The sequence below is a fragment of the Pseudomonas citronellolis genome (assembly GCF_900112375.1).
Lineage (GTDB): Bacteria > Pseudomonadota > Gammaproteobacteria > Pseudomonadales > Pseudomonadaceae > Pseudomonas > Pseudomonas citronellolis.
This window is the reverse complement of the sequence record NZ_FOLS01000001.1, coordinates 203,539-214,778: the sequence shown is the minus strand read 5'-3', so window position 1 is coordinate 214,778 and position 11,240 is coordinate 203,539. Positions and strand designations below refer to the sequence as shown.

The following is an 11,240-nucleotide window of genomic DNA, read 5'->3' as shown; positions in this document are numbered from 1 at the left end:
AGAAAACACCTAGGGCGGGACACTCCATGAACGCTGTCGCTTACCGGCACTCCTCCACTTCGTCGCGGGGCAACCGCTGGCGCCCCCTGGGCGCGCTGCTGCTGGCCCTGAGTCTGCTGCTCGGCACCGGCAGCGCCGAGGCCGGCCGCGAACTGCCCTCGGGCATGCTGGTGGGCGTGGTGGACAGCGCCAGCTTCCCGGTCATCACCCTCAAGCGGCCCAAGCCCAACCTGCTCAAGCAGGTGGTCAGCCTGGGCCTGTACCAGAAGACCGTGAGCTACCCGGTGGCGGTCTCGGTGCGCATCCGCAACGAGAACAACCTGTTCATCGTCAACGGCCTGATGCCGCAGCTGAAGGACAAGTTCGTCGCCCTGAAGAGCGGCCTCAGCGGCCAGGTCAACCAGATCTGGGTGCTGACCGAGGCCGAGGCCGAGGAATACGTACAGCGCCCGGACACCCGCTTCCCGCCCCGGGCCACCATCCTCAAGGACGACGAGACCGCGTCGAGCCAATGACCTGAGCGATAGATGAGCGCACACCACCACCACGGCCACCACCATGGCCACAGCCACGGCCACCTCACCGGAGCGATGCTCAGCCGCGACGAGCAGCGCGCTGCCGCCCGCCAATTGAGCCTGGCCATGCTCGCCCTCGGCCTGCTGCTGCTCGGCCTGCTCTGGCGCTGGCTGGCGCCGCAGCAGGAAGGCGTGGCGCAGATGCTGCTGGGCGTCGCCTCGCTGCTGGTGGCGGTGCCGGTGCTGCGCTCGGCCGCCGCCAGCCTGCGCCACCCCAGCCTGCACGGCATCACCGACCAGCTGATCGCCCTGGCGATGCTCGGCGCCTGGGCCACCGGCGACCTGCTGACCGCCGCGCTGCTGCCAATCATCATGATCTTCGGCCACGTGCTGGAAGAGCGCAGTGTGATCGGCTCCCAGGAAGCCATCGAGGCCCTCGGCCGCCTGACCCGCAGCCAGGCCCGGCGCATCCGCGCCGACGGCGCCGTGGAGGAAGTGGACAACGCCCAACTGCGCGCCGGCGACCAGGTGGAAGTGCGCGCCGGCGACCGCGTGCCGGCCGACGGCCGGGTGCTGGACGGCCAGGCCAGCCTGGACACCGCGCCCATCACCGGCGAATCGGTGCCGCTGGAGGCGCAGGCCGGTATGGAAGTCTACGGCGGCGCCATCAACCTCGACGGCCTGCTGCGCATCGAGGTGACGCGCACCGGCGAGGAATCCACCCTGGGCAAGGTGATCGCCCTGATGCAGCGCGCCGAGCGCGCCAAGCCGCCGATCACCCGCCTGCTGGAACGCTACGCCGGGCGCTACATGGTGCTGGTGCTGCTGATCGCCGCGGTCACCTGGTTCGTCACCAACGACCCGCAGGCCATGCTCGCCGTGCTGGTCGCCGCCTGCCCCTGCGCCCTGGTGCTCTCGGCGCCGGCCACGGCCATCGCCGGCATCGCCGTGGCGGCGCGCCACGGCATCCTGATCCGCAGTTCGGCCTTCCTCGAGGAACTGGCCGACCTGACCTCGCTGGTGGTCGACAAGACCGGCACCCTGACCCACGGCAGCCTGCGCCTGCAGGCCCTGTGCGGCGAGCCCGGGGAAGACCCGGCGGCGCTGCGCCAGTTGGCCGCCAGCCTGGGCGCTGCCAGCAGCCACCCGGTCAGCCGCGCCTTGGCCGCGCTGGTGCCCCACGATGCCTACCACCCGCTGGAAGACATCCGCGAACGCCAGGGCCTGGGCGTCATAGCCCACACCCCGCAGGGCGAGGCGGCCCTCGGCCGGCCCGAGCTGTTCGCCCAACTGGGCATCGCCACCGCGCCGGTGCCCGAGCACGACGGCCCCATCGCCGGCCTGGCCCTGGGCGGGCGCTTCCGCGCCTGGCTGCTGCTGGCCGACAGCCTGCGCCCGGAAGCGCCGCAGGCCATGGCCGAACTGCGCGAGCTGGGCCTGGGCCGCCAACTGCTGCTCACCGGCGACCGCCAGAGCGTCGCCGAAGGCGTGGCGCGCGAGGTGGGCATCGCCGAAGTCAGCGCCCAGGCGCTGCCGGAAGACAAGCTGCACCGTGTCGGCGAGGAAATCGACAAGGGCTTCCGCCCGCTGGTGGTGGGCGACGGCATCAACGACTCGCTGGCGCTCAAGGCCGGCGTGGTGGGCGTGGCCATGGGCGCCGGCGGCGCCGACATCGCCCTGGCTTCGGCCGACGTGGTGCTGATCGGCAGCGACCTGCGCCGCCTGGGCACCTGCGTGCGGTTGAGCCGCCAGTGCCGGCGCACCCTGCAGGTGAACGTGGCGATCGGCCTGGGCTGGACCCTGGCCATAGTCGCGGCGGCCGCCTTCGGCCTGCTCGGCGCCGCCGGGGCGATGATCGCCGCCGTGCTGCACAACCTCAGCACCCTGCTGGTGCTGGGCAACGCCGGGCGCCTGCTGCGCTTCGACGAAAGCCTCGGCCAGGCGCACCCGGAGGGGGCTTCCGGCCAGCCGGTCGGCGCCTGAGGAGCAGCGGGCACGGTGCCTATCGGGTATGATGGGCGCCGTTTCCGCATCTTTCACCCGGTCTCTATCATGACTTCCTCGCAACAGCCGCCGCGCGACGACAGCGCGGACACCCCGGCCCAGGCCCCGCTGTCCCTGGCCGAACTGACCCGCGCCGCCCTCGCCGCGCAGAAGGACGCCGCCGCCGGCTACCAGCCGCGCAAGGCCCACGACAAGGATGTACGCCGTCCGCCGGCGCCCCGCGGTTCGCGCCGCTCCATGGGCAAGCGCTGAGCGCCCCGGCGGGGAGCAAATGGCCGCCGGGCTTGTCGAAACAGGCCCGACATCCTCAGAATGACCGGCTCGCACCTTTGCCGGTCGCAGACAAGGAGAGGCAATGAAAGCGATTCCCCTGTTGCTCGGCGCCAGCCTGCTGGTGCTGGGCGGCTGCAAGACCTTCGGCGGCCACTACGAGATAGACGCCGTCGACGCCAACGGACAGAAGCTCAACAAGAAGTCCTTCCTGGCCCAGGGCAGCGGCATCTACACGGTGCGCAACGCGCTCTGCTCCAGCTATCCCAAGGCCACGGTGATCATCCGTGACATCGACGCCGACCAGGAACTGGAAGGCGAAAGCCCCTACCACTGCAAATGACCATGAAACGACTGCTGCTGATCGGCGTGGGCGCCGGCGATCCCGAGCAACTGACCCTCCAGGCGGTCAAGGCATTGAACCGCGCCGACGTGTTCTTCCTGCTCGACAAGGGCGCCAGCAAGACCAAGCTGCTCGACCTGCGCCGCGACATCTGCGAGCGCTACGTCGAGCGCAGCGATTACCGCGTGGTGGAGGCCGAACTGCCGGAGCGCGAGCGCGGCGTGGCCGACTACGCCGGCAGCGTGGTGGACCTCAACGCGGCCAAGCAGGCGCTGTTCGAGCGGCTGATCGACGAGCACGTGGCCGAAGACGGGTGCGGCGCCTTCCTGGTCTGGGGCGACCCGGCGCTGTACGACAGCAGCATCCGCATTCTCGACGCCATCCTCGCCAGCGGCCGGCTGCGCTTCGACTACGAAGTCATCCCCGGCATCACCAGCGTGCAGGCCCTGGCCGCGCGCCATCGCATCCCGCTCAACCACATAGGCGGCGCGCTGCAGATCACCACCGGCCGCCGCCTGGCCCGCGAAGGCCTGCCCGCCGGCGTGCAGGACGTGGTGGTGATGCTCGATGCCCAGGACAGCTACACCGGCCTGCGCGGCCAGGACCTGGAAATCTTCTGGGGCGCCTACGTCGGCACCCCGGACGAACTGCTGATCGCCGGCCGCCTGGACGAAGTCGCCGAACGCATCCGCGACACCCGCCTGAAGGCCCGCGAGGCCAATGGCTGGATCATGGATACCTATCTGTTGCGGCGGGTGGAGAACCAATAACGTGCGCTCGGTGTTTGCCACGGGTGGCAGTGCCGCCAATGTACGCACTATCGCTTCGGATGCCTGCGCAGACTCGGACCCGATATCGCCATGAAGGCCTATGAACCACCGCTTGCCCTTTCCGCTTCACTGCTGCGATTGGTCGGTGAAATCTGCGAGCGGGTCGGTCGGCTTTCGGTGGGTGGCGACTCGGCATTGACGCCTCAACTACGGCGCGGCAACCGTATCCGTACCATCCAGGCCTCTCTGGCCATCGAAAACAACACCCTCAGCGTCGAGCAGGTCACTGCCGTGCTGGAGGGGAAGCGGGTGCTGGGATTGCCCCGTGAAATCCAGGAAGTGCGCAATGCCTTTCGCGCCTATGAATACCTGCCTTCCTGGCACCCGACCTCTCAACCCGATCTATTGGCAGCCCACGCCAGCCTGATGGAAGGGCTCATCGACGACGCGGGGCATTTTCGACAGGGTGGTGTCGGCATCTACCGGGGTGACCAATTGCTACACATGGCGCCGCCGGCCAACCGTGTCCCGACGCTGGTGGGGCAGTTGCTGGAGTGGCTGGGCCATACGGACTGGCACCCGCTACTGGCGAGTTGTGTTTTTCATTACGAGTTCGAATTCATTCACCCGTTCGCCGATGGCAACGGGCGCATGGGACGACTCTGGCAGACCTTGATACTCAGTCGCTGGAATCCGCTGTTGGCTTACTTGCCGGTGGAGACGGTCATCCATGCCCAGCAGGAGGCCTACTACGCGGCCTTGGCCGAGGCCGATCATGTTGCACAGGCGACGCCCTTCGTTGACTACATGTTGCGGGCATTACTGGCAGCCATGGACGAAGTCGCGCAGACCGAACAAGTAAGCGATCAAGTTACCGACCAAGTAAACGAGAGCGTGCAACAGCTGTTGCAGGCTTTCAGCAAGGGAGAAGCCCTCAAGTCCTCGGAAATCATGCGCAGGTTGGGGTTGTCGCACCGGCCAACCTTCCGGAAGAACTACCTGGGGCCGGCGATGGTGTCCGGATTGCTGGAAATGACCCAACCGGATTCTCCGCGCAGTCCCCTGCAGTGTTATCGCTTGACCGATCCGGGTTGGCGCAGGCGAGTTTCCGACTAGCCGTGGCGATGGGTATCGCTTCGCTCAACCCATCCTACGAAAGGCGCTCCGTAGGGCGTATAACCGTTCGCGGTTATACGCCGATACGCCGAGGCCACAGCCAACGCCACGGTTGGCCTTGGCGCCGCCGGGGACCGAGGCCAAACGGCGGATAACGCCGTAGGCGTTATGCGCCCTACGTGCCATGGGGTGCGGTCTTTCACCGCTCGAACTTCTGCGCCTGCCCCTGCTGCAACGTCCAGCCCACCACCTCGGCGGCCAGGCGGTCGGTGGCCTGGCCGAAGGCGGTGACCACTTCCGGCACCTTTTCCCCTGCGGACGGCTGGCGGACCTCGAAGCGTCGCGTCGCGATGATGCGCTGGGTGGCGCTGCGCACCAGGCGGGCTTCGAGGATGACCACCGCTTCCACGCCCTTGTCGCGGTATTCGGCCTGGAAGGCGCGCAGGTCGCCGCCCAGTTCCAGGTCGGCCTGCAGGCTGACTTCGTCGCTGCTCAGGGCCTGGATGCGGCCGTCGGCGCGGAAGGCGTCGAGCAGGCGGTCGCGCAGCAGCGGCGGGGCGCCGTCGGCCCAGCGCGCTCCCTTGTAGACGCTGAGCAGGTCGCCCCTGGGCTGCACGGCGATGCGGTTGCTGTCCAGCACCTGGCTGGCCCTGGGCGCCAGCACCCGCAGCGACCAGTCCACCGCCGGCGTGGCGCGCGGCGGTTGCTGCTGCGCCGGCAGCAGGTAGATGTCCGGGGTCTCCGCCTTGGGCAGGATCGAGCAGGCCCCGAGCAGGGCGGCGAGGGCGCTGTAGCCGAGCAGGCGCAGGGGGGCCTTCATGGTTGGAACTCCTTGGTGCGGTTGCCGCCGAACAGGTAGTTGGTCGGGTTCTCTTCCAGGCGTCGGGTGACCCGCTGCAGGTTCTCCAGGGTGGCGCGCAGTTCGCGCACCGCCGGGCCTATCTCGCCCAGGCCGTTCAGCCCGCCGTTGACCGAGTCGTAGTTGCTGTCGAGCAGGCGCTCGACCTTCTCGCTGCTGCGTTGCAGCGCGGCAAGGGTCTGCTGGGCGCTGACCAGCGAATCCTTGCCCTGGCTGCCGAGCAACTGGTTGGCGTTGCCCAGCAGCTGGCTGGCGTTGGCCAGGGTCAGCTTGGCCTGTTCGCTGGCCGCGGCCAGTTCCTGCACGGTGCGGCGGATGTCGCCGCGCTGCTCGGCGATCACCGCGGTGGCCTGGTCGATGTGGTCGAGGGTGCGGCTGATGCGGTCGACGTTTTCCTGGGAGAACATGCGGTTGACGTTGTTGATCAGGTTGCTGACGTTGGTGGCGATGTCCTCGCCGTTGGCCAGCAGCTTGCTCAGCGGCGAGGGGATGGTCTTGATCACCGGCACCTGGCCGTCCTTGCCCACCAGCGGCGGGCTTTCCGGCGAGCCGTTGCTGAGCTGGATGATGGCGGTGCCGGTGACCCCGGTGATGGCCAGCTTGGCGCGGGTGTCCTGGCGGATCGGCGTCTGGTCGAACACGCGGATGCGCGCCAGCACCTTGCGCGGGTCGCGCGGGTCGAGCCGCAGGCTGACCACGTCGCCGACCTTGATCCCGCTGTACTGCACGGTGCCGCCCTGGGACAGGCCGGTCACCGCCTCGGTGAAGATCACGTCGTAGTAGCTGTACTGCTGGTCGCTGCTGTTCTTGGCCAGCCACAGGCCGAAGAGCAGGCCGCCGGCCGCCACCAGCACGGTGAACAGGCCGATGACCACGTGGTGGGCGCGGGTTTCCATTCAGTTCTCCTCCCGCAGGCGGTCCGCCGCCTGCTGCGCGGCACGGCCGCGCGGGCCGTGGAAATAGTCCTGGACCCAGGCGTCGGGGTTGGCCGCCACCTCGTCGAGGCTGCCGACCACCAGCACGCGCTTCTGCGACAGCACGGCGACGCGGTCGCAGATGGTGTAGAGGGTGTCCAGGTCGTGGGTGACCAGGAACACGGTGAGGCCGAAGGCCTCGCGCAGGGTCAGGATCAACTGGTCGAAGGCCGCCGCGCCGATCGGGTCGAGGCCGGCGGTGGGCTCGTCGAGGAACAGGATGTCCGGGTCCAGGGCCAGGGCGCGGGCCAGGGCGGCGCGCTTGACCATGCCGCCGGACAGCTCCGAGGGGTACTTGGCGCCGGCCTCCGGCGGCAGGCCGGCGAGGGATATCTTCACCTTGGCCAGGTACTCGGCGTCGTCGCGGGACAGCCCGGCGTGCTCGATCAGCGGCAGGCAGACGTTCTCGCTGACGGTCAGCGAGGAGAACAGCGCGCCGTTCTGGAACAGCACGCCGAAGCGCCTTTCGATCTTCGAGCGCTGCTCCGGCGGCAGTTCCAGCAGGTTCTGCCCGAACACGTGGATCTGCCCTTCCTGGGGCCGGCGCAGGCCGATGATGGCACGCAGCAGCACCGACTTGCCGGTGCCCGAGCCGCCGACCACGCCGAGGATTTCGCCGCGGCGCACGTCCAGGTCCAGGTGCTCGTGCACCGCGTGGTCGCCGAAGCGGTTGCACAGGTCGCGGACCTGGATGATGGCTTCTTCGCTCACCAGCCCATCTCCATGAAGAACAGCGCGGCGATGGCGTCGATGACGATCACCGCGAAGATCGACTGGACCACCGCCGAGGTGGTGTGCTCGCCCACCGACTGCGCGCTGCCGCTGACGCGGAAGCCTTCCAGGCAGCCGATCACGGCGATGACGAAGGCGAATATCGGCGCCTTCACCAGGCCCACCAGGAAGTGCTGCACGGCGATGTCGTTCTGCAGCATGACCATGAACATGCGCGGCGAGATGTCCAGCGACAGCGCGCAGACCACGCCACCGCCGACGATGCCCGAAAGCATCGCCAGGAAGGTCAGCAGCGGCAGCACCAGCAGCAACGCCAGCACCCGCGGCAGCACCAGCAGTTCCATCGGGTCCAGGCCCAGGGCGCGGATGGCGTCGATCTCCTGGTTCGACTTCATCGAGCCGATCTGCGCGGTGAAGGCGCTGGCGGTGCGCCCAGCGAGGAGGATGGCGGTGAGCAGCACGCCGAACTCGCGGAGGAACGAGAAGCCCACCAGGTCGACGGTGTAGATGGCCGCGCCGAACTTGTTCAGCACGGTGGCGCCGAGGAAGGCCACCACGGCGCCGACCATGAAGGTCAGCAGGGCCACGATGGGCACGGCGTCCAGGCCGGTCTGCTCCATGTGCGCGGCCAGCGAGGTGGGCCGCCAGCGCCGGGGATTCAGGGCGCAGCGCGCCAGGCTTTCGAGGGTCAGGCCGATGAAGCCGAGCACGCCCACCAGGTCTTTCCAGAAGACCTCCATGGCGCGGCCGATGCGTTCCAGCAGGTCGGCCAGGGCATTGCCCGGCGGCGGCTTTTTCTCGTGCAGGCGGCACTGGGTGATGGAGCTGCCCACCGCGCGCAGCAGGTCGCGGCGCTCCCTGGGCACGTCGGCGGCGATCTCGTCCAGGCGCTGCAGGCCGCTGGCGCCGATCAGGTCGGCGAGCAGGCTGGCGCCGGCGGTGTCGAGGGCGCCGAGTTGGCTGAAGTCGAAGCCCCCGGCATGGGCGCGCTGGCCGTCGAGGGCGCCGACCTGGCGCTGCAGGTCGGCGAAATGGGCGAGCGTCCAGTCGCCGCTGACTTGCAGCAGGGGCGGGGAGGCGGAGGTGTCCAGGCGCAGCTGGCCGGCTTGAGCGGTTTCGGTCATCCCACGGAGTCTAGCGGAGTTGTGTGACGGGACCATCCGTCGCCTTCCACTCAGGGAGGTTACAGGATGTTTCTTGACATTGTTAGCAAGCTATTTAATAGTTCGGTCAACGATTTTGCCGGTATGTCTGCATGCCTGCCTTCCTCTCGCTGTTCACCGAGTTCTTCCGCGCCGTGCTGCGCCCGCGCCGCACGGACCTGCAGTTCGCCAGCAAGTCGCTGCTGGCCGGCATTCTCGCGCTCTACCTGGCGTTCCGCTTTGAGTTGCAGCAACCGCAATGGGCGCTGGTCACGGTGTTCGTGGTCAGCCAGCCGCTGAGCGGCATGGTGCTGGCCAAGAGCGTGTTCCGCCTGCTCGGCACCTGCATCGGGGCCATGGTCTCGGTGGCGCTGATCGCCCTGTTCGGCCAGGCGCCGCTGCCTTTCCTCCTGGCCATGGCCGCCTGGCTGGCGTTCTGCACTGCCGGCGCCTCGCTGCTGCAGAACTTCTCTTCCTACGGTTTCGTCCTCGCCGGTTACACCGCGGCGATCATCGCGCTGCCTTCCAGCGCCGCGCCCATGACGGTGTTCGACCAGGCCGTGGCGCGCTGCTCGGAGATCGGCCTGGGCATTCTCTGCGCCTCGCTGGTCAGCATCGTGCTCTGGCCGCGGCGCGTGCAGCAGCAGTTGGCGGAGCAGGGCAGGGGCGCCTGGGAAACCGGCCTGCAAGCGGCGGCCGCTGAGCTGACCGGCGCCGACGAGCGCGGCCCGCTGATCCGCGCCATGGGCCGCATCGTGGCGGTGGACGCGCAGCGCGAGCACGCCTGGTTCGAGGGCGAGAGCGGCCGGCGCCGGGCCCAGGCGCTGCGGGTGCTGAATGCCGACCTGCTGGGCCTGCTGCGTGCGGCGCGCAAGGTGGCGCGGGAATGGCGGCTGCTGGACCAGGCCGCGGCGGCCGCGCTGGAGCCCTGGCGGTGCGAGGTCATGGCTCTGCTGGATAAGGCCGAGTACCGCGCCTTCGAGGACTGCCGTGAACGCCTTGGCGTCGCCGCTCGGGAACTGGACAACGCCCAGCAGCGCCTGTGCCTGGAATGCCTGGCGCGCACCCTGGAGATGGCCGGCGAGGCCCAGCGCAGCATGCAGGCGCTGGTCTACGGCGAGGCGCCGCGCAACGCGCCGGGGGTGATCGTCTGGCACCGCGACATCGAACGCGGCCTGCTCTACGGGCTGCGCAGCGCCCTGGCGTTCCTCTGTGTGTCGGCCTTCTGGCTGGCCACGGCCTGGCCCAGCGGCCTGGGCGCGGTGTCCATCACCGGTGTGGTGCTGAGCCTGTTCGCCAGCCGCGACAACCCGGCCGGCGCCGGGCTGAACTTCCTGCGCGGCATCGTGCTGTCGGTGCCCTTCGCCGGTGTCGCGGGCCTGGTGATACTGCCGTTGTGCGATGGCTTCCCGGCATTGGCGCTGGTGCTGGGCGTGCCGCTGTTCATCGCCGCGCTGTGCATGACGCGGCCGCCGATCGCCGCCATCGCCTCGTCCTTCTGCATCTTCTATGTGAAGAACATCGGGCCGAGCAACGAGATGAGCTACGACCTCGGCCACTTCCTCAACTCGGCGCTGGCCACCGTGGTCGGCGTGGCCTTCGCCGTGCTGGTGTTCAACCTGGTGCGCCTGGCGCCCGGGCAGCGCCATTACCGCCGCGTGCTGGCGGCCATCCTCGCCGACCTGGCGCGGCTCACCCGCGGCCCGCTGCCGGTGGCGGAGGTGTGGTTCGACGGCCGCAGCGCCGACCGCCTGCTGCGCCTGGCGCAGTTCTACAAGAACCTGCCGGCCGAGCGCCGCGCGCGCTGGCGCGGTGGGCTGCTGGGGCTGGACCTGGGCGACGAGCTGCTGTTCCTCCGTGCGCGCCTGGCCGCTGCCCGCGGCCCCGTACGCCGGGCCCGCGACGCCTACCTGCTGCGTCTGCACGACCTGCTGCTCGCCGGAGGCCCGCGCGCCGGCCGCGAGCAGGCCCTGGACGCGGTCAGCGTGGCGCTGTTCAAGGCCCTGGAAAACGACCACCGGCTGCCCGCCGAAGAGCGCGAGCTGGCCCGCGCCACCCTGGTCCAGCTGCAGTTCATCTGGCTGCGCTGGTGCCGCCAGGACCCGGCCGCCGCGCCCGCGCCGGCGGCGCGACCCATCGCCGCCGCCGATTGACCGGCCACCCCGCCAGCCTCTAAGCTGCGCGCCTGCTACAGGTGCCTCCAGCCACGGCTGGAGGTGAAACAGGGAAGCCGGTGCAACCGAGCCAATTCGGTCATTCCGGCGCTGCCCCCGCAACGGTAGGCGAGTCACGCGGACGCAACAGCCACTGTGCCAACGGCATGGGAAGGCGCAGCCGCAGAGGTCCAATGACCTTCACTCGCGAGCCCGGAGACCGGCCCGTAGCGCAAGACGACGCGCAGGAAGCCGTCGGGCGCTGCCCAGGCCGCGCTCCGATCGCCCCGCGTCATCCCGGTTTACTAGCCGCGCGGGTGAGAGCGGTGGAGCGATCAGGCAGATGAGCATTCTCCTTCCAG

The 11,240-nt window shown here is 69.3% G+C and carries 11 protein-coding genes and 1 riboswitch; of the genes, 7 read left to right on the top strand and 4 right to left on the bottom strand.

The annotated features are described in order from the left end of the window. Window positions 1-26 precede the first annotated feature (26 nt). The 6 genes from BM060_RS00970 to BM060_RS00945 all read left to right on the top strand — a co-directional run bounded on the left by BM060_RS00970 (window position 27) and on the right by BM060_RS00945 (window position 5,018). Window positions 27-515 carry a hypothetical protein gene (locus BM060_RS00970; protein WP_245322964.1) on the top strand — a complete coding sequence of 163 codons (489 nt, stop codon included), beginning with the start codon at window positions 27-29 and terminating at the stop codon, window positions 513-515. Window positions 516-527: 12 nt separating this feature from the next. Next, on the top strand, window positions 528-2,498 hold the full coding sequence (locus BM060_RS00965; protein ID WP_074976462.1) for a cation-translocating P-type ATPase: 1,971 nt from the start codon (window positions 528-530) through the stop codon (window positions 2,496-2,498). Between the two features lie 69 nt (window positions 2,499-2,567). Then, the gene (locus tag BM060_RS00960; RefSeq protein WP_009618454.1) at window positions 2,568-2,771 is read left to right on the top strand and encodes a hypothetical protein; all 204 of its coding nucleotides are present in this window, start codon (window positions 2,568-2,570) and stop codon (window positions 2,769-2,771) included. Window positions 2,772-2,874: 103 nt separating this feature from the next. After that, entirely contained in the window at window positions 2,875-3,132 is a 258-nt protein-coding gene (locus BM060_RS00955; RefSeq protein WP_009618451.1) for a hypothetical protein, read from the top strand. Window positions 3,133-3,134: 2 nt separating this feature from the next. Continuing rightward, window positions 3,135-3,902, top strand: coding sequence for a precorrin-6A synthase (deacetylating) (cobF, locus tag BM060_RS00950; RefSeq protein WP_074976801.1), 768 nt, complete (start codon window positions 3,135-3,137; stop codon window positions 3,900-3,902). A gap of 90 nt (window positions 3,903-3,992) precedes the next feature. Beyond that, window positions 3,993-5,018, top strand: a complete 1,026-nt coding sequence (locus BM060_RS00945; protein WP_074976460.1) for a Fic family protein — start codon at window positions 3,993-3,995, stop codon at window positions 5,016-5,018. Window positions 5,019-5,217: 199 nt separating this feature from the next. Here the strand turns inward: BM060_RS00945 and BM060_RS00940 are convergent, their stop codons facing one another. From BM060_RS00940 to BM060_RS00925, 4 genes are read right to left on the bottom strand one after another with little or no spacing between them, the layout of a single operon-like run. Beyond that, on the bottom strand, window positions 5,218-5,838 hold the full coding sequence (locus BM060_RS00940) for an ABC-type transport auxiliary lipoprotein family protein (protein ID WP_074976458.1): 621 nt from the start codon (window positions 5,836-5,838) through the stop codon (window positions 5,218-5,220). Further along, window positions 5,835-6,773 (bottom strand): MlaD family protein, encoded by a 939-nt coding sequence (locus tag BM060_RS00935; protein ID WP_074976457.1) that lies wholly within the window; start codon window positions 6,771-6,773, stop codon window positions 5,835-5,837. The genes BM060_RS00940 and BM060_RS00935 overlap by 4 nt, the downstream gene beginning before the upstream one ends. Next, window positions 6,774-7,562 (bottom strand): ABC transporter ATP-binding protein, encoded by a 789-nt coding sequence (locus BM060_RS00930; protein ID WP_074976455.1) that lies wholly within the window; start codon window positions 7,560-7,562, stop codon window positions 6,774-6,776. After that, entirely contained in the window at window positions 7,559-8,707 is a 1,149-nt protein-coding gene (locus BM060_RS00925; RefSeq protein WP_074976452.1) for an MlaE family ABC transporter permease, read from the bottom strand. Before BM060_RS00925 ends, BM060_RS00930 begins: the two co-directional genes overlap by 4 nt. Window positions 8,708-8,838: 131 nt before the next feature. Here BM060_RS00925 and BM060_RS00920 point away from each other — a divergent pair, with 131 nt between their 5' ends. Continuing rightward, a complete protein-coding gene (locus tag BM060_RS00920) occupies window positions 8,839-10,878 on the top strand; it encodes an FUSC family protein (RefSeq protein ID WP_074976450.1) in 2,040 nt (679 codons plus the stop codon). A 22-nt stretch (window positions 10,879-10,900) separates the two neighbouring features. Then, window positions 10,901-11,121, top strand: a riboswitch (cobalamin riboswitch). Window positions 11,122-11,240 lie beyond the last annotated feature (119 nt).